Genomic DNA, 17,337 nt, shown 5'->3' with positions numbered 1-17,337 from the left:
TTGAGAAAGCGCAATGCCGGATTCGTGCGTTTTATTTCCTCGCCGGATTAGCCCCTCCCCTTCAAGGGGATGGTTGGGGTGGGGTGGGTCTCGGCCGCGAGCAAAGAATATCGTGAGTGCGATTGCGATGGCAAGGCTGTTCTTTGATCACGCCTGAACCCCATCCCCACCCTAGCCCTCCCCTTGAAGGGGAGGGAACGACGGTGGGAGCGAACGACGGTGGGAGCAAACGACGGTGGGAACGACAGGCTAGAAATCACCGCTGCATCGACTCCCACACCTTCTGCAACCTTTTCACCGACACCGGCATCGGCGTGCGCAATTCCTGCGCGAACAGCGAGACCCGCAATTCCTCCAGCAGCCAGCGGAATTCCACCATCCGCGGATCGGCGTTCCTTTGCCGGTCCTTTTGCGCGCGCTGCCAGGGCGCGGCGACCTGCATCCATTCCGCCATCAGCCGCTGGTCGCGGGCCGGATCGGCGCGCAGCTTGTCGAGGCGGATGTTGATCGCCTTGAGGTAGCGCGGGTAATGCTGCAGCTGCACGTAGTCGGTGTCGGCGACGAAGCGCTTGCCGATCAATGCCTGCATCTGCGCCTGGATGTCGGCCACCGCCTGCGCGTGGCCCTTGGCGCCCTGCAGCTTCTTGGGCAGGGTGTAGTACTCGCCGAGGATCTGCCCGGCAAGGCGGGCGATCTCGTTCACCAGCAGGCCGAGGCGCGATTTTCCTTCGTCCTTGCGCTTGTTGAACTCCTCGGCATTCTTCGGCAAGGGATCCTGCATACAGGCGCGCTCCACTCCGACCTGCAGGATCTGGTCGCGCAATTCCTCCTGCGTGCCGAGGGTCATGAACTGCATGCCCATCTGCTGCAGGCCGGGAATGTTCTTTTCCAGGAACTTGAGCTGTTCCCTGAGCTGCAGGGCGAACAGGCGGCGCAGCCCCTGGTGATGCGTGCGGGCGGCTTCCGCCGGATCGTCGAAGACCTCGAGCTGGCAGTGCGTGGCCTTGTCCACCAGCGCGGGAAAGCCGATCATGGTCTGCTTGCCTTGCTGGATCTCCAGCAGCTCGGGCAGCTCGCCGAAGCTCCACGCGGTGATGTTTTCCGGCGCGGTCATCGGCGTGGCAGCCTGCGCGGCCTGGGTTGCCGCGACTCCCTGCACGGCCCTGGCGCCTTGCGCCTGCGGCTTCGCCGGTCGGGCCTCGACTTCGCTTCCGTCTTCCATCAAGGCGGTCACCAGTCCCTGCTCCGCGATCTTCTGGAAGCTCTCGCGCGCCTGGCCGCCGAACTCCGCCTGCAGCCCGGCGAGATTGCGTCCCATGTCGAGCTGGCGCCCATGCTCGTCCACCACCTTGAAGTTCATGAAGTGATGCGTCGGCAAGGTCTCGAACTTGAAGTCGGTGGTCTTCACCGTCACGCCGGTCTGCTCGCGGATGTCGGCGATGAGCGTGTCGAGCAGATGCCCCTTGCCGAAGTCGGCGCGGTCGCAGAAGCCGGCGGCGTAGTCGGGCAGCGGCACGCAATGCCGCCTCAGCTTCTGCGGCAGCGACTTGAGCAGCATGTGCACCTTTTCCTTGAGCATGCCGGGCACCAGCCAGTCGCAGCGGTCGGCGGAGACCTGGTTGAGGGCATAGAGCGGCACGGTGAGCGTGACGCCGTCGCGCGGGCTGCCCGGCTCGAAGTGGTAGCTGAGCTGCATTGCCACCCCGGCCACCGTCATCGTCTTGGGGAAGAGGTCGGTGGTCACGCCCGCCGCCTCGTGGCGCATGAGGTCGTCGCGGTTGAGGTGCAGCAGCTTGGGATTCTTCGCGGTGGCGTCCTTCACCCACTTCTCGAGGGACAGGGTGGTGAAGACGTCCATCGGAATCAGCTTGTCGTAGAAGGCGGCGATCAGCTCTTCATCGACCAGCACGTCGAGCCGGCGCGACTTGTGCTCGAGGTTTTCGATTTCCCGCACCAGCTTCTGGTTGTGCACCAGGAAAGGCGCGCGGGTATCGAGTTCGCCTTCCACCAGGGCGCTGCGGATGAAGATGTCGCGCGCTTCCAGCGGATGGATCTTGCCGTAGTCGATGCGGCGCTGCGCATACACTACCAGGCCGTAGAGCGTGGCGCGCTCGGACGCCACCACCTGGCCTGCGCGTTTTTCCCAGCGCGGCTCGCCATGCGACTTCTTCAGCAGGTGGCCGCCGATCCGCTCCAGCCACTCCGGCTGGATCTGCGCCACGCAGCGGGCGTACAGGCGCGTGGTTTCCACCAGTTCGGCGGCCATGATCCAGCGCCCCGCCTTCTTCGCCAGCGAGGAGCCGGGCCAGATGTGGAACTTGATGCCGCGCGCGCCGAGGTAATGCGGCTCGTCTTCCGCCTTGTAGCCGATGTTTCCCAGCAGGCCGGTCAGCAGCGCGGTATGCAGCTGCTCATAGGTCGCCGGCGATTCATTCATGCGCCAGCCCTGCTCCTTCACCAGCGTCAGGAGCTGGGAATGCACGTCGCGCCATTCGCGCAGGCGCAGCTGCGACAGGAAGTTGGCGCGGCAGCTTTCTATGAGCTGCTTGTTAGACTTCTTGTGCTCGATCGCTTCCTCGAACCACTTCCAGATCTTCAGGTAGCTGAGGAATTCCGATTTCTCGTCGGCGAACTTCTTGTGCGCGTTGTCGGCGGCGTCCTGCGCTTCCATCGGGCGGTCGCGCGGGTCCTGCACCGACAGCGCGGCGGCGATGATCATGACCTCGGTGAGCGCGGCATTGTCGCGCCCGGCGAGGATCATGCGGCCGACGCGCGGATCGAGCGGCAGCTTGGCGAGCTGGCGGCCGAGAGCGGTGAGCTGGTTGGCGTCGTCGACCGCGCCGAGTTCCTGCAAAAGCTGGTAGCCGTCAGCGATGGCCCGGCCCAGCGGCGGCTCGATGAAGGGAAAGGTTTCGACGTCGGTCAGGCGCAGCGCCTTCATGCGCAGGATGACCGCGGCCAGCGAGGAACGCAGGATTTCCGGGTCGGTGAACTTCGGCCGCTGCAGGAAATCCTGCTCGTCGTAGAGGCGGATGCAGACGCCCGCCGCGACCCGGCCGCAGCGGCCGGCGCGCTGGTTGGCGGCGGACTGCGCCACCGGTTCGATCTGCAATTGCTCGACCTTGTTGCGGTAGCTGTAGCGCTTCACGCGCGCCAGGCCTGCATCGACCACGTAGCGGATGCCCGGCACGGTCAGCGAGGTTTCGGCGACGTTGGTGGCGAGCACGATGCGCCGCGCGTTCGATGTCTTGAATACCCGCTCCTGCTCCTGCACCGAGAGGCGGGCGAACAGCGGCAGGATTTCCACGTGCGGCGGATGATGCTTGCGCAGCGCCTCGGCGGCATCGCGGATCTCGCGTTCGCCGGGCAGGAACACCAGCACGTCGCCGGGACCGATGCGGGCAAGTTCGTCGACGGCATCGACCACCGCGTCCATCAGGTCGCGCTGGTCCTTGTTCCTGGGCTTGCCCTCGGCCTTCTCGGCCTTTTCCGCCTTGTCATTCGGCTCCACCGGGCGGTAGCGCACTTCCACCGGATACAGGCGTCCGGACACCTCGATCACCGGCGCCGGCCGCTCGGGCTTGCCGAAGTGACGGGCGAAGCGATCGGCGTCGATTGTCGCCGAGGTGATGATGACCTTCAGGTCGGGCCGGCGCGGCAGGATCTGCTTCAGGTAGCCGAGCAGGAAATCGATGTTCAGGCTGCGCTCGTGCGCCTCGTCGATGATGATGGTGTCGTATTGCTTCAGCAGCGGGTCGGTCTGCGTTTCGGCCAGCAGGATGCCGTCGGTCATGAGCTTGACCGACGCGCCCCTGGACAACGTATCGGTGAAGCGGACCTTGAAGCCGACGTTTTCGCCCAGCGGGGACCCGAGTTCCTGCGCGATGCGCTTGGCGGTCGATGACGCGGCGATGCGGCGCGGCTGGGTGTGGCCGATCAGGCCGGCCTGGCCGCGGCCGAGCTCGAGGCAGATCTTGGGCAGCTGGGTGGTCTTTCCCGAGCCGGTCTCGCCGCTGACGATCACGACCTGGTGTTTCTTCAGCGCCTCGGCGATTTCCCGGCGGCGGCCGGAGACCGGCAGCTCTTCCGGGAAGGTGATGGGAGGCAGCGGGTTGCGCTCGACCTGCGGCGGCGGTCCGTCGACGCGCGGTCGGCGTGGTCGGCTGGGATTTTTCTGGATCGGTTCGGATGCTGACATAGTTTGGAATGCCGTTCGGACATGTCGCCTGCCTCGGTCATTCCAGCGCAGGCGGGAATGACCGGATTGAGGGCATCAATGCTGCTCGAACGGCATCGGAAGGTTTGGTCGCGAATTATACAGAGGGGCCTTGAGGCCCGCGTCGGCGTGCGCGAACCCCCTCCGGCTATATAATGCGCAACATGGAAAATGCAATTCAATTCGTACAATGGCTGCGTTCGGTCGCGCCTTACATCCACGCCTTCCGGGGCAAGACCTTCGTGGTCGCCTTTCCCGGGGAGCTGGTGAGGGCCGGCGCCCTGCCGGTGCTGGCGCATGACCTCTCGCTGCTGCACGCGCTGGGCATCAAGGTGGTGCTGGTGCACGGCTCGCGGCCGCAGGTGGAAGAACAGCTCGGCCTGCGCAACCTCAGCGCCCGCTACCACAACGGCCTGCGCATCACCGATGCCGCCGCGATGGAATGCGTCAAGGAAGCCGCCGGCGAGCTGCGCCTCGACATCGAGGCCGCGTTCAGCCAGGGCCTGCCGAACACGCCGATGGCGCACGCCGCCATCCGCATCATCTCCGGCAACTTCGTCACCGCCCGCCCGATCGGCGTGATCGACGGCGTCGACCTCGAATTCACCGGCATCGCGCGCCGGATCGCCTATGAGACCATCCACCCGATATTAAGTGCCGGCGGCCTGGTCCTGCTGTCGCCCCTCGGTTTCTCCCCGACGGGCGAAGCCTTCAACCTGACCATGGAAGACGTGGCGGTTTCCGCCGCCACCGCGCTGCGCGCCGACAAGCTGATCTTCATCACCGAAACGCCGCTGCTCTCGGACAGCCAGGGCTACGAGGTGCGCGAACTCACCGCCCACCAGGCGGACATCCTGCTGCACCATGGCAACCTGCCGGCCGACATCGCGTTCTATCTCCAGCATTGCGTGAAGGCAACGCGCGCCGGCGTGCCCCGCGTGCACATGGTGCCTCACAACCTGGACGGTGCCGCCCTGCTTGAAATCTTTACCCACGACGGCGTGGGCACGATGATCAGCACCGAGAACCTCGAGACCCTGCGCGAAGCGACCATTGAGGACGTCGGCGGCATCCTCAAGCTGATCGAACCGCTGGAAGCGGACGGCACGCTGGTCAAGCGCGGCCGCGAACTCATCGAGCGCGAGATCGAGTATTTCTCCGTCATCGAGCACGACGGCGTCATCTTCGGCTGCGCGGCGCTCTACCCCTTCCCGGCGGAAAAGATGGCCGAAATGGCTTGCCTCACCGTCAATCCGGAAGTCCAGAGCCAGGGTGACGGCGAGCGCATCCTCAAGCACATGGAAAACCGGGCGCGCGCCGCCGGGTTCGACAAGCTGTTCGTGCTTACCACCCGCACCGCCCACTGGTTCCTCAAGCGCGGCTTCGTGCATGCCAGCGTGGACGCCTTGCCGAAGGACAGGCAGCACATGTACAACTGGCAACGAAAGTCCCAAGTGCTGATCAAACAGCTCTGATTCCCCCCTCATTTCTCGCAACAAGGAGCAACCTCATGGCCCGCACGGTCCACTGCATCAAACTCAACAAGGAAGCCGAAGGCCTGGACTTCCCGCCCTATCCCGGCGAACTGGGCAAGCGCATCTATGAAAGCGTGTCGAAGGAAGCCTGGGCCGGCTGGCTCAAGCACCAGACCATGCTGGTCAATGAAAACCGCCTGAACCTGGCCGATGCGCGCGCACGCAAGTACCTGGCGACGCAGATGGAAAGGCATTTCTTCGGCGAAGGCGCCGATGCTGCGGCGGGCTACGTGCCGCCGAGCGAGTAAACCCGTTTGCGGTCCCCGCCGCCCGGCGGGGATGCTCAAGGCAGGCAGCGGCTCAGAACGTCAGCGTCTTCACGCCTTCTTCCGTTCCCAGCAGCGCGACGTTCGCGCCGCCGATGGCGAACAGTCCCACGGTCACCACGCCGGGAATGTCATTGATCTGCTTCTCCAGTTCCGCCGGCTTTTCGATCCGCAGGCCGACGAGGTCGAGGATCATGCAGCCATTGTCGGTCAGCAGCGGCTTGCCGTCCTTGAGACGGAGCCGCGCTTCGCAGCCGAGGGCGGCCAGCCTGCGCGCCACCGCCGCCTGCGCCATCGGGATCACTTCCACCGGCAGGGGAAACTTGCCGAGTACATCCACCAGCTTGGAGCCGTCGGCGATGCAGATGAAGCGCTTCGCCACCGACGCCACGATCTTTTCCCGGGTCAGGGCCGCGCCGCCGCCCTTGATCATCGCGCCCTGGGGCGTGATTTCGTCGGCGCCGTCGATGTAGACCGACATGCCCTCGACGTCGTTCAGGTCGAGGACCGGGATGCCGTGCGATGCGAGGCGCGCCGCCGTGGCCTCGGACGAGGCGACCGCGCCCTTGATGCGGTCCTTGATCTTGCCGAGTTCGTCGATGAAGTAGTTGGCCGTGGAGCCGGTGCCGACGCCGATGATCTCGCCTTCGGGAACGTATTCGATGGCCGCGCGCGCGACCGCTTGCTTAAGCTCGTCCTGGGTCATGATGCAGTGCAATGAAAGGAAACCGGTATTTTACGGGATGCCTTGCAGGGAAACGTTGCGGCCGATGACTTTTTTCTCACGCGGCCGGCGACACCGGGCAGGTCGGTGGTAGACTTGCCATCAGGAATTAATAATCCGCGAAGTTTTTGTGTAGCGCAACATTGAGTACCGTAGACATGACCACTGTATTAGTCGTTGACGACAGCCGGGTATCACGGATGCTATCCAAGCAGTTCATCCTCAACAAGCACCCGGAATGGGCGATCGCCGAAGCCGCCAGCGGCGAGGAAGCAGTGGAGAAGCTCGCCACCGTAACCCCCGACCTGGTGCTTCTCGACGTCAACATGCCCGGCATGGGCGGATTCGCCGCAGCCGAAAAGATCCGCGCCACCTGCCCGAAAGCGCACGTCACCCTCCTGACCGCCAACGTGCAGGACGCCACCCGGGAACGCGCCATCACCCTCGGCATCCATTTCGCCGAAAAGCCGGTGACCGAAGCGCGCATCGACCAGATCATCGCCACGTTCAAGGGCTGACGATGTTCCACCTGACCGAACTCCAGCACGATGCCCTGGTTGAAATCTTCAACCTCGGGGTCGGGCAGGCGGCGGCTGCGATGAGCCGCATCGTGAACGAGGAAGTCACGATGTCGGTGCCGATGGTGATGATCCAGAAGCGGGTGGAAGTGGCGCAGACGCTGGGCAGCGCGGAAGGCCGCCGCATCTGCGCGGTGGCCCAGCAGTTCCAGGGCGCCTTCAACACCGAAGCCTTCCTGATGTTCCCCGAAGAGAAAAGCCTGGAGATCGTCCGGCTGATGGTCGGGCAGAGCCTGTCCATGGAGGAACTGAGCGAGATGGAGCAGGAAGCCATGAGCGAGATCGGGAACATCATCCTGAACTCCTGCATGGCGACGCTGGCAAACGCCTCCGGCCGCGAACTCCACGGCTCGCTACCCATCTACCGCGTCGGCACCGGCAACGACATCCTCGGCGACGCCGGCAAGGAGTGGGACGGCGTGGTGCTCACCCTGAAGATCGACTTCAACATCGAACGCCACATGATCCACGGCTACGTCGCCTTCCTGCTCGACGTGCCGGCGCTGCAGGACCTGCGCGCCTACATCGACGACTACCTGTCCAGGCTGACCTGCTGACATGGAAGCCGCGACCGTTTCTGCCGACAGCGTTTCCGGCGCCGCCGCGTCCGTCAACCCGCTCGACCTGCTGCAAGGCGTCTTCAAGGCCGTGCGCACCGGACTCATCGTGTTCGACGGCGAACAGCGCATCGTGCTCTGGAACAATTGGGTGGAGCAGCATTCCGGGCTCAAGGCGGCATCCGTCGTCGGCAAGCCGTTCGCCGCGGTCTTTCCGGACATGGTCAATGGCCGCACGCACATCGCCATCGGCGAGTCGCTGGTCAACAACTTCGCCTCGCTCATCTCGCAAACCCTCAACAAGGCGCCCTTCCCGCTCTACAACACGCCGGCAGATCTCGCCACCGGCACCCGCATGCAGCAAGCGGTGCACGTCATGCCGCTCGACGTCCCCGGCGCCGCGCGCCATTGCCTGGTGCAGATCAGCGACGTCAGCATGGCGGTGGCGCGCGAACGCAAGCTGCGCGAGATGGCGGTCGAACTCGAATCGCAAACCTTCGTCGACGGCCTTACCGGCATCGCCAACCGCCGCCGCTTCGACCTGCACCTGGAAGACGAATTCCGCCGCGCGAAGCGAAGCGCCACGCCGATCTCGCTCATCATGATCGACGTCGATTCCTTCAAGCCTTACAACGACAACTACGGCCACCAGCGGGGGGATGACTGCCTGCTGCGACTCGCCACCGGACTGGGCAGCGTGCTGCACCGCTCGCGCGACCTCGTGGCGCGCTACGGGGGCGAAGAGTTTGCCGTCATCCTTCCTGATACCAACGCGGACGGCGCCCTGCTCGTCGCCGAGGCGATGCGAATCGAAGTCGAAGCGATGGCGCTTGCGCATGCCTACTCCAACGTCGCGCCGCACGTGACGGTTAGCCTCGGTGTGGCGACCATGGTGCCGGAGCAGCTTGCCAAGACTGGGAGTTTGGTGCATGCGGCGGATCGGGCGCTGTATCAGGCGAAGCGATCGGGACGGAATTGCGTGGTTGTTGCGGGGGAGAGGAAGCTTGGGGGGGATGGGGGCGTTTTGGAGGGGTAAGTTTGGCAAAGGGAGCCATTTAAGGCTCAATCTGTCGCTCGCGCCATCCTGGATCATCCGCACAACGAGCAGTCATTCCCGCGCCTACCGCTGTCATCCCTGCGCAGGCGGGGGTGAAGCAGGGGTTTCGCAAGGCACTGCCTTGCGCCTGCGTAACCGATCTGCCTTGCAAGGCGGATCGTGAACTCCCATTTCGGTTTTCTGTTTCGGTTTCTCTCCGGTGAACCGGTTGCGGATCCCACTCCGTGGGTACTTGCCGGGACTGGTCCCGGCGGCCCAGGTACTTTCTTTATCAGCAGATAAAGAAAGTACCCAAAGAAATCTGCTTCAACACCCATGTGGGAGTTACTTCGGATGACCTTGTTCGATGGGTTGAGGGGATGCCGTTCTCCGCGGTAGTACACACCTGAAAGGCATTCGATGACTCGACCTGCTGCCGCATCGGCATGGCTCGAGTTTGTCCCGACGACGGGGAGCACGGTGCCGCAGACGAATGAGCACCACCGTCCTTTCAAGCGCCCTCCGCTGTGTTCCCTCCCCTACCCCCTCAACCCCGCCGCCGCCCGCGCCAGCTCCTCGACCGTCCCCCAGTCCCCCGCCGCCAACGCCTCCTTCGGCGTCAGCCAGGATCCCCCCACGCAAGCCACATTCTTGCAAGCCAAAAACCGCCCCGCCGTCTCCTGGGAAATCCCTCCGGTAGGACAAAACATCACATCCCCCAGCGGCCCGGCGATGGCATTGAGCATGCCGACGCCGCCCGCGGGCACCGCCGGAAAAAGCTTGAGCTGCCTGAACCCGTGCTCCCGCGCCCCCATCACTTCGGAGGGCGTCATCACGCCCGGCAGCAGCGGCAGGCCGCTCTTCCTGGCCGCGTCGATCAAGGCCGGCGTCAGGCCGGGGGAAACGCCGAACACCGCGCCGGCGTCGCGGGCGGCAGTGAATTCCTCGGGCTGGGTCAGGGTGCCGACGCCGACGATGGCGCCGGGCACCTGTTCGGCGATCGCGCGGATCGCCGGCAAGCCATGGGCCGTGCGCAGGGTCACTTCCAGCACGCGGATGCCGCCTGCGACCAGCGCCTTGGCGAGCGGCACGGCGTCCTCGAGGCGGTCGATGGCGATGACCGGGATCACCGGCGAGGCATGCATGATGTCGAGCAGGGTCATGTCGGGCTTTCGTATCGAAGGTATGCGGTTGAACGGATGATCAGCGGGCGATGAGGTGGTCTTCGTCGGAGAACGATTGCCCCTCGGGCACCGCGAGCGGATTGTCGTTTTCCTGCGGCAGGTGCAACGGCGGCGGCAGGTCGAAGGTGGCGGCGCCCTGCTCCGCTTCGCCGATGGACTTGCGGAACACGCCGAACAGTTCGCGTCCCATGCCGACCTGGTTCGCCGAGAGATCGGCGATGGCGAGGGAGCGCACGTTCCACTCGGCGTCCGGCACCTGCGCCTGCAGCACGCCGGCATCGGCATCGAGGCGGATCAGGTCGCCGTCTCGTACCTTGCCGAGCGGGCCGTCGGCCAGCACCTCGGGCGAGACGTGGATGGCGGCGGGCACCTTGCCGGAAGCGCCCGACATGCGGCCGTCGGTCACGAGCGCGACGCGCCGGCCGGCATCCTGCAAATTGGCCAGCGCCGGCGTGAGGGCGTGCAGTTCCGGCATGCCGTTGGCGCGCGGTCCCTGGAAGCGCACCACGGCGATGAAATCGCGGTCGAGCCGGCCGGCCTTGTAGGCCGTCATGAAGTCTTCCTGCGAGTTGAACACGATGGCCGGCGCTTCGACCACGCGATGCTGCGGCTTCACCGCCGACACCTTGATCACCGCGCGGCCGAGGTTGCCGGTGAGGAGGCGCAGGCCGCCATCCGGCGAGAAGGGATCGCTCGCGGGGCGCAGCACCGCGACGTCGCTGGACGCTTCCGCCACGGGACGCCAGACCACCTTGTCGCCGTTCAGGAAAGGCTCGGTGCAATGCGAATGCAGGCCCTGGCCGAGGACGGTGGTGACGTCCTCGTGCAGCAGGCCGGCGCCGAGCAGTTCGCGGATCACGAAGCCGACGCCGCCGGCGGCATGGAAGTGGTTGACGTCCGCATCGCCGTTCGGATAGATGCGCGTCAGCAGCGGCACGACGGCCGACAGTTCGTGGAAGTCGTTCCAGTCGATGACGATGCCGGCGGCGCGCGCCATGGCCACGAGGTGCAGCGTATGGTTGGTGGAGCCGCCGGTGCCGAGCAAGGCGACGATGGCGTTGACGATGGCTTTTTCGTCGACCACCTTGCCGATGGGGAGGTAGTTGCCGTTCATCTCGGTCATCTCGACCGCGCGCTGCGCGCCGGCGGCGGTGAGCGCGTCGCGCAGCGGGGTGTTGGGGGTGACGAAGGCGGCACCCGGCAGGTGCAGTCCCATCACTTCCATCAGCATCTGGTTGCTGTTGGCGGTGCCGTAGAAGGTGCAGGTGCCGGCGCCGTGATACGACCCCGATTCCGATTCCAGCAGTTCGTCCCGCCCGACCTTGCCCTGGGCATAGAGCTGGCGGATCCGCGCCTTTTCGGCATTGGCGATGCCGGTGGTCATGGGACCGGCGGGGATGAACACCGCCGGCAGATGGCCGAAATGCAGCGCGCCGATCAGGAGTCCGGGCACGATCTTGTCGCATACGCCGAGATACACCGCCGCATCGAACATGTTGTGCGAGAGCGCGACCGCAGTGGCCATGGCGATGGTGTCGCGCGAGAAGAGCGACAGCTCCATGCCGGGCTGGCCCTGCGTCACGCCGTCGCACATGGCGGGCACGCCGCCCGCGAACTGCGCCACGCCGCCCGCCGCGCGCACCGCATCCTTGATGATGGCGGGGAAGCGCTCGAAGGGCTGATGCGCCGACAACATGTCGTTGTAGGCGGACACGATGGCGACGGACGGGCTGCGCAATTGCTTGAGCAGCAGCTTGTCGTTCTGCGGAAAGGCGGCGAAACCGTGCGCGAGGTTGGTGCAGGCCAGCGCGCCGCGATGCACGCCATTGCTGCGCGCGGCCTCGATGCGCGCGAGGTAGGCGGAGCGGTAGGGACGGCTGCGTTCCACGATGCGCGTTGTGACGGCCTGGAGGGTGCGATGAATGGGCATGATGGTTTTCTGGTGAGGAATTTATGAAATTTTACTACATAATTTGACGAAGCGCGCGCATCGCCATGCACCGTTCCGGCGCACCTCGCTTGCCGCCGGAGCGGTAGCCGGGACGGATGCCGCCGCCCTTGTCAAGAGCCGAAAGGCATAGGCCATGAGCAAGCGCAAACCGATGCAGATGGCAGCGAATTCGATGTAGTGAATTTACCGAAAATTGATGTATAGTTCTGCAATTGGCAGTTCCAACCATTTTCTCCGGAGCAATCTCGACATGATGTGCCTGCCTGCCCTGACCGCGTCGTCCGCCTACCGCGCCCTCGAAGCGCACGCTGCCGAAGCCAGCAAGTGGCACATGCGCGAACTTTTCGAGGCCGATGACGGCCGCTGCGCCCGCTTCTCCGCCGAAGCCGCCGGCCTGCTGCTGGATTACTCGAAGAACCGGATCGGCGACGCCACGCTCGGCCTGCTGATGGCGCTGGCCCGGGACCGACAGCTGGAAGCGCGGCGCGATGCCATGTTCGCGGGGGAAAAGATCAACAACACCGAGCATCGTGCCGTCCTGCACACCGCCCTGCGCCTGCCGCGCGGCCGCTCGCTGATCGTAGATGGACAGGATGTGGTCAAAGAGGTTCATGCGGTGCTGGAGCGGATGGCGGCCTTCACCGAGCGCGTGCGCTCCGGCGCATGGCGCGGGCATGGCGGCGCGGCGATCACCGATATCGTCAACATCGGCATCGGCGGCTCGGACCTCGGTCCCGAGATGGTCTGCCGGGCGCTGCGCCCCTTCGTGCATCCGCGCCTCTCCATGCACTTCGTCTCGAACGTGGACGGCCACGACATGGATGCCGTGCTGGCCAGGCTCGACCCCGCCACCACCCTGTTCATCGTTGCCTCCAAGACCTTCACGACGCGCGAGACCATGCTCAACGCCGGCACGGCGCGCAGCTGGTTCCTGCGCCACGGGCCGGAAAGCGCGCTGGCGCAACATTTCGTCGCGGTATCGACCAATGCCGATGCCGTCGCGGCGTTTGGCATCGATACCGCCAACATGTTCCCGTTCTGGGACTGGGTGGGCGGACGCTACTCCGTGTGGTCGGCCATCGGCTTGCCGGTGGCGCTGGCAGTGGGCTTCGACCGCTTCTCGGAATTCCTCGCCGGCGCGCATGCCATGGATGAACATTTCCGCGGCGCGCCGCTCGAGCGCAACCTGCCGGTGCTGCTGGGCATGCTCGGCGTCTGGTACCGCAATTTCCTGGCCTGCCCGTCGATATCGATCGCGCCTTATCACCAGGACCTGAGCCAGTTCGCGGTCTATCTGCAGCAGCTCGACATGGAGAGCAACGGCAAGCGCGTCACCCGCGGCGGCGAGCCCGCCGGCGTACAGACCGGACCCATCGTCTGGGGGGACGTCGGCACCAATGGCCAGCATGCCTATTTCCAGCTCTTGCACCAGGGCACGGACGTCACGCCGGTCGATTTCATCGCTGCGCTGAAACCGGCGCATGGTCTCGAAGGTCATCATCTGGTGCTGCTCGCGAACTGCTTCGCGCAGGCCGAAGCCTTCATGAAAGGCAAGACCGCCGACGAGGTGCGCGCCGAACTGCAGGCGCAGAAGCTGGGCAGCAACGAGATCGAGGCGCTGGTGCCGCACCGCACCTTCCCCGGCAACCGGCCGAGCAACATGATCGTGTTCGATGCGCTGACGCCCGCCACCCTCGGCGCGCTCATCGCGCTCTACGAGCACAAGGTCTTCGTGCAAGGCACCATCTGGGACATCAACAGCTTCGACCAGTGGGGCGTGGAACTCGGCAAGGTGCTGGCCAGGAACATCGAGGCCGAGCTGGGCGGCGAGGCGAAGCCCGGCATGCATGACTGCTCGACGAACGCGCTGATCGCGCGGGCACGCGCCGCCGGCGTGCGCTGAACGAGGCAAGGCAAGGAAACACAAGGAAAACACGGCGGCAGCCCTCCCAGAAGGGCAAGACGCAGTAACATCGCACCCTGGGCGACCTTTTGATGACGGACCAACCCTATCATGGCTCTTACTGATTTCGACCTCGTGCTGTTCGGCGGCGGTGGTGACTTGTCGATGCGCAAGCTGCTGCCGGCGCTGTTCAACCGCGAACGCTGCAACGACCTGCCCGCCACCGCCCGCATCATTTGCGTCGGCCGGCACGAATGGAACCGCGAAGCCTTCCTCAAGGAAATCGACGACAACGCCCGTCCGCACGTGACGGGCAGCGTCGATGCGCCTGCCTGGCAGCGCTTCTGCGACAAGCTGGTCTACGTGATGCTCGACGCCATGCATGCCGACAGCTACGAGGCGCTGGCCAAGGCCCTGCGGCCGGACGGCCCGGATGCCCGTGTCACCCGCGTGTTCTACCTCGCCACGCCGCCCAGCCTGTTCTCGCACATCTGCCAGCACCTCGCGGCGAGCGGCCTCGCGACGCCGACCTCGCGCGTGGTCCTCGAGAAGCCGCTCGGCCGCGACCTCGCCAGCGCGCGCCAGATCAACGCGGAAGTCGGCCGGGTGTTCGAGGAATCGCAGATCTTCCGCATCGACCATTACCTCGGCAAGGAAACCGTGCAGAACCTGCTGGCGCTGCGCTTCGGCAACGTGCTGTTCGAGCCGCTGTGGCGCCGGGAATGGATTTCCGACGTGCAGATCACCATCGCCGAATCGCTGGGCGTGGGCAACCGCATCGGCTACTACGACACCTCGGGCGCGCTGCGCGACATGCTGCAGAACCACCTGCTGCAATTGCTGTGCATCGTCGCGATGGAGCCGCCCACCTCCGCCACGCCGAACGCGGTCCGCGACGAGAAGCTCAAGGTCCTGCGTTCGCTCAAGCGCTTCACGCCGCAGTTGCTGACGCAGAACATCGTGCGCGGCCAGTACCGCTCCGGCCATGTGAACGGCATCGCGGTGCCCGGCTATCGCAAGGAACCGAACGCCAACCAGAACTCGCGCACCGAAACCTTCGTCGCCATCAAGGCCGAGATCGAGACCTGGCGCTGGGCCGGCGTGCCCTTCTACCTTCGCACCGGCAAGCGCATGGCCGACCAGCTTGCGGAGATCGTGGTGCGCTTCAAGGGCATTCCGCACTCCATCTTTGCCCAGCACAACAGCAGCTTCCAGCCGAACTCGCTGATCATCCGGCTGCAGCCCGACGAAGGCCTGCAGCTCAACCTGATGGCGAAGACGCCTGGCGACGGGATGCGCCTGCGGCCGGTCGAGCTCGAACTCGACTTCCGCGAAACCTTCAAGATGCCGCGCATGGACGCCTACGAGCGCCTGCTGCTCGACGTCCTGCGCGGCCAGCTCACGCTGTTCATGCGCAGCGATGAACTCGAAGCCGCGTGGGAATGGGTCGAACCCATCCTCGACCATTGGGAACAGGAAGGCGACGATCCCTTGCCGTACACCGCGGGAACCTGGGGCCCGGCGGCGGCAAGCGCCCTGATCGGCCGCGACGGCCTGCAATGGCGCGAGGAATCGCTGCCCGACCTGTAACCGCCGCGCCACTGGCCAGCCATGCTGCTCGACTCGATCCGCACCCAGCTCGATACCCTCTCGAAGTCCGAGAAGAAGGTCGCCATCACCGTGCTCAAGAATCCCGACCTCGCGGTATCGGGCAACATCACCGCGCTCGCGAAGAATGCGCAGGTGTCCGAACCGACGGTGGTGCGCTTCTGCCGGGCGCTTGGCTATGACGGATGGCACGAGTTCAAGCTCAAGCTGGCGCAGGGCCTGGCGCTCGCCCTGCCGCCCGGCGACGAGGCGCCGCTGCCCGACGACCTCGCCGCCGACCTCGTCAACAAGATCTGCAGCCGCTCCATCAATACCCTGCTCGACCTGCGCAACAACCTCAAGCCCGCGGCGATCGAGCAGGCGCTCGACCTGCTGGCGCGTGCCAACAAGATCGAGTTCTACGGCCAGGGCAGCTCCGGCATCGTCGCCTCCGACGCCCAGCACAAGTTCTTTCGCTCCGGCGTGCCGACCGTGGCCTACGCCGATCCGCACATCCACAGCATCTCCGCCTCGCTCTTGCACAAGGGCGACGTGGTGGTGGCCATTTCCCAGCGCGGCAACAGCGCCGCCCTGCTGCGCAGCGTGCAGCTCGCGCGCAAGGCCGGCGCCGACGTGGTCGCGCTCACCCCCAGCGGCACGCCGCTGGCCGAACTCGCGACGGTGCTGGTGCCGATCGACCTCAGCTTCAACATCGACCCGTACACGCCGATCTCGGCCCGCCTCGCCCACCTCGTGGTAATCGACATCCTCGCGGTCGGCCTCGCCCTCAAGCGCGGACCCGAATTCCGCAAGAAGATGCAGAATGCGCAGAAGGCCTTGCAGAAGTACGACCTGCAGCTCGACTCTTACTTCCGGCACCCGCCGAAGGCCTGACTTTCCCGCTGTCCCGACGCAGAAAGGAACCCGCCATGGAAATGAAGAAGATCAATGCCGGCAAGCTGCGCGCCATCGGCTACGATGCGCGCGAACGCGTGCTGCGGGTGGAGTTCGACGATGGTACGGCGATCGACCATACCGGGGTGGGGAACGAGCTGTGGCGGCGATTCTCCACCTCCGGCGCGGCGTGGAGTTTTTACCGGGACAATATCGAGGAAGAGTTCGCCGGACGCAAGGGGCGGGTCAAGCCGCAGGGGAAGCCGAGCGGGCTTGATGACTTGTTCAAGGGGACGGAGGGGGATTAGTTGATTTGCGGTTGATCACGCGAGGCTTGTCGACCGCACCAAGCTTCGTCCTCCGTGACGCCCTCCGTCATCCCCGCGAAGGCGGGGATCCCGTTTCCGTTGTCCGAAGAACCTCCACCCCACCCGCCACATACGGCACCACCATATCCTGTTCCGCCGGATGATTCCTCGCCACCACCGCCCGCGCGGGCGACTCGGCGCTGAGGTTGATCGCCTCATGCGGCACGCCTGGCGGAATGAACAAAAACTCCCCCGCGCGGCTGACGACTTCATGCTCCAGCGCATTTCCCCAGCGGGTGCAGACCGTGCCTTCCAGCACGTAGATCCCGGTCTCGTAGCCGAGGTGCACGTGCGGGTCGGCACGCGCTCCGGGCGGGATCACCACGAGGTGCATCGACAGTCCAGTGGCCTGCACCGTGTTGCCGGAGATGCCGACGAAGTAAGGCAGGCGCTGCCGGGTCATGATTTCCTGGTCGGGCCGCACCGCCTGCACGCCTGGCGCGGATGGGCTGGGATTGTCGGTCTTTGGCACGTTTTCCATGGCTGGCACCTCCTTGGCGAAGTATCGTCACTTGCCCAGCCGGCTTCTTGATGTGTC

Annotated in this window: 14 protein-coding genes; 9 read left to right on the top strand and 5 right to left on the bottom strand. The window is 65.3% G+C overall.

Translation table 11 applies throughout. The annotated features are described in order from the left end of the window. Positions 1–256: 256 nt before the first annotated feature. Positions 257–4,198 (bottom strand): ATP-dependent RNA helicase HrpA, encoded by a 3,942-nt coding sequence (gene hrpA / locus G3574_RS11245; RefSeq protein WP_163963075.1) that lies wholly within the window; start codon positions 4,196–4,198, stop codon positions 257–259. A gap of 182 nt (positions 4,199–4,380) precedes the next feature. On the opposite strand from hrpA, the gene argA reads away from it, so the two are divergent. Both argA and G3574_RS11235 read left to right on the top strand, forming a co-directional pair. Further along, the gene (gene argA / locus G3574_RS11240) at positions 4,381–5,691 is read left to right on the top strand and encodes an amino-acid N-acetyltransferase (protein ID WP_163963073.1); all 1,311 of its coding nucleotides are present in this window, start codon (positions 4,381–4,383) and stop codon (positions 5,689–5,691) included. A gap of 35 nt (positions 5,692–5,726) precedes the next feature. Then, positions 5,727–5,999, top strand: coding sequence for an oxidative damage protection protein (locus tag G3574_RS11235; protein ID WP_163963071.1), 273 nt, complete (start codon positions 5,727–5,729; stop codon positions 5,997–5,999). Between the two features lie 52 nt (positions 6,000–6,051). Here the strand turns inward: G3574_RS11235 and rpiA are convergent, their stop codons facing one another. Beyond that, entirely contained in the window at positions 6,052–6,723 is a 672-nt protein-coding gene (gene rpiA, locus G3574_RS11230; RefSeq protein ID WP_163963069.1) for a ribose-5-phosphate isomerase RpiA, read from the bottom strand. 176 nt (positions 6,724–6,899) lie between these two features. Here rpiA and G3574_RS11225 point away from each other — a divergent pair, with 176 nt between their 5' ends. Genes G3574_RS11225 through G3574_RS11215 form a run of 3 tightly spaced genes read left to right on the top strand, consistent with a single transcriptional unit; the run spans position 6,900 to position 8,912 of the window. Beyond that, positions 6,900–7,259 (top strand): response regulator transcription factor, encoded by a 360-nt coding sequence (locus G3574_RS11225; protein WP_163963067.1) that lies wholly within the window; start codon positions 6,900–6,902, stop codon positions 7,257–7,259. Positions 7,260–7,261: 2 nt separating this feature from the next. Next, positions 7,262–7,876, top strand: a complete 615-nt coding sequence (locus G3574_RS11220) for a chemotaxis protein CheC (RefSeq protein ID WP_163963066.1) — start codon at positions 7,262–7,264, stop codon at positions 7,874–7,876. Between the two features lies 1 nt (position 7,877). Further along, the gene (locus G3574_RS11215; protein WP_163963063.1) at positions 7,878–8,912 is read left to right on the top strand and encodes a sensor domain-containing diguanylate cyclase; all 1,035 of its coding nucleotides are present in this window, start codon (positions 7,878–7,880) and stop codon (positions 8,910–8,912) included. A 539-nt stretch (positions 8,913–9,451) separates the two neighbouring features. On the opposite strand, the gene G3574_RS11210 is transcribed toward G3574_RS11215, so the two are convergent. Continuing rightward, the gene (locus G3574_RS11210; protein WP_163963061.1) at positions 9,452–10,075 is read right to left on the bottom strand and encodes a bifunctional 4-hydroxy-2-oxoglutarate aldolase/2-dehydro-3-deoxy-phosphogluconate aldolase; all 624 of its coding nucleotides are present in this window, start codon (positions 10,073–10,075) and stop codon (positions 9,452–9,454) included. A 40-nt stretch (positions 10,076–10,115) separates the two neighbouring features. Next, positions 10,116–12,026 (bottom strand): phosphogluconate dehydratase, encoded by a 1,911-nt coding sequence (gene edd / locus G3574_RS11205; protein ID WP_163963059.1) that lies wholly within the window; start codon positions 12,024–12,026, stop codon positions 10,116–10,118. A gap of 274 nt (positions 12,027–12,300) precedes the next feature. On the opposite strand from edd, the gene pgi reads away from it, so the two are divergent. The 4 genes from pgi to G3574_RS11185 all read left to right on the top strand — a co-directional run bounded on the left by pgi (position 12,301) and on the right by G3574_RS11185 (position 16,739). Further along, entirely contained in the window at positions 12,301–13,950 is a 1,650-nt protein-coding gene (gene pgi, locus G3574_RS11200; RefSeq protein ID WP_163963368.1) for a glucose-6-phosphate isomerase, read from the top strand. A gap of 111 nt (positions 13,951–14,061) precedes the next feature. Beyond that, on the top strand, positions 14,062–15,540 hold the full coding sequence (zwf, locus tag G3574_RS11195; RefSeq protein WP_163963057.1) for a glucose-6-phosphate dehydrogenase: 1,479 nt from the start codon (positions 14,062–14,064) through the stop codon (positions 15,538–15,540). Positions 15,541–15,561: 21 nt separating this feature from the next. Next, positions 15,562–16,431: an SIS domain-containing protein gene (locus tag G3574_RS11190; protein ID WP_163963055.1), complete on the top strand. Its 870-nt coding sequence runs from the start codon at positions 15,562–15,564 to the stop codon at positions 16,429–16,431. Between the two features lie 35 nt (positions 16,432–16,466). Beyond that, on the top strand, positions 16,467–16,739 hold the full coding sequence (locus tag G3574_RS11185; protein ID WP_163963053.1) for a KTSC domain-containing protein: 273 nt from the start codon (positions 16,467–16,469) through the stop codon (positions 16,737–16,739). 67 nt (positions 16,740–16,806) lie between these two features. Here the strand turns inward: G3574_RS11185 and G3574_RS11180 are convergent, their stop codons facing one another. Next, complete coding sequence (locus G3574_RS11180) at positions 16,807–17,280, bottom strand: cupin domain-containing protein (RefSeq protein ID WP_163963051.1); 474 nt, start codon at positions 17,278–17,280, stop codon at positions 16,807–16,809. Positions 17,281–17,337: the final 57 nt, after the last annotated feature.

Origin of the sequence: Noviherbaspirillum galbum (genome assembly GCF_010974945.1) — a bacterium.
GTDB lineage: Bacteria > Pseudomonadota > Gammaproteobacteria > Burkholderiales > Burkholderiaceae_D > Noviherbaspirillum > Noviherbaspirillum galbum.
Note: the sequence above shows the minus strand (reverse complement) of the source record. Positions and strands in the feature narration are given on the sequence as shown.

Bases quoted from the DNA above. Each gene is read 5' to 3' on its own strand.
- G3574_RS11225 (WP_163963067.1), top strand. From the start codon at position 6,900: ATGACCACTGTATTAGTCGTTGACGACAGCCGGGTATCACGGATGCTA.
- edd (WP_163963059.1), bottom strand. From the start codon at position 12,026: ATGCCCATTCATCGCACCCTCCAGGCCGTCACAACGCGCATCGTGGAA.
- G3574_RS11220 (WP_163963066.1), top strand. From the start codon at position 7,262: ATGTTCCACCTGACCGAACTCCAGCACGATGCCCTGGTTGAAATCTTC.
- pgi (WP_163963368.1), top strand. From the start codon at position 12,301: ATGTGCCTGCCTGCCCTGACCGCGTCGTCCGCCTACCGCGCCCTCGAA.
- hrpA (WP_163963075.1), bottom strand. From the start codon at position 4,198: ATGTCAGCATCCGAACCGATCCAGAAAAATCCCAGCCGACCACGCCGA.
- argA (WP_163963073.1), top strand. From the start codon at position 4,381: ATGGAAAATGCAATTCAATTCGTACAATGGCTGCGTTCGGTCGCGCCT.
- rpiA (WP_163963069.1), bottom strand. From the start codon at position 6,723: ATGACCCAGGACGAGCTTAAGCAAGCGGTCGCGCGCGCGGCCATCGAA.
- G3574_RS11215 (WP_163963063.1), top strand. From the start codon at position 7,878: ATGGAAGCCGCGACCGTTTCTGCCGACAGCGTTTCCGGCGCCGCCGCG.
- G3574_RS11180 (WP_163963051.1), bottom strand. From the start codon at position 17,280: ATGGAAAACGTGCCAAAGACCGACAATCCCAGCCCATCCGCGCCAGGC.
- G3574_RS11235 (WP_163963071.1), top strand. From the start codon at position 5,727: ATGGCCCGCACGGTCCACTGCATCAAACTCAACAAGGAAGCCGAAGGC.
- G3574_RS11185 (WP_163963053.1), top strand. From the start codon at position 16,467: ATGGAAATGAAGAAGATCAATGCCGGCAAGCTGCGCGCCATCGGCTAC.
- G3574_RS11210 (WP_163963061.1), bottom strand. From the start codon at position 10,075: ATGACCCTGCTCGACATCATGCATGCCTCGCCGGTGATCCCGGTCATC.
- zwf (WP_163963057.1), top strand. From the start codon at position 14,062: ATGGCTCTTACTGATTTCGACCTCGTGCTGTTCGGCGGCGGTGGTGAC.
- G3574_RS11190 (WP_163963055.1), top strand. From the start codon at position 15,562: ATGCTGCTCGACTCGATCCGCACCCAGCTCGATACCCTCTCGAAGTCC.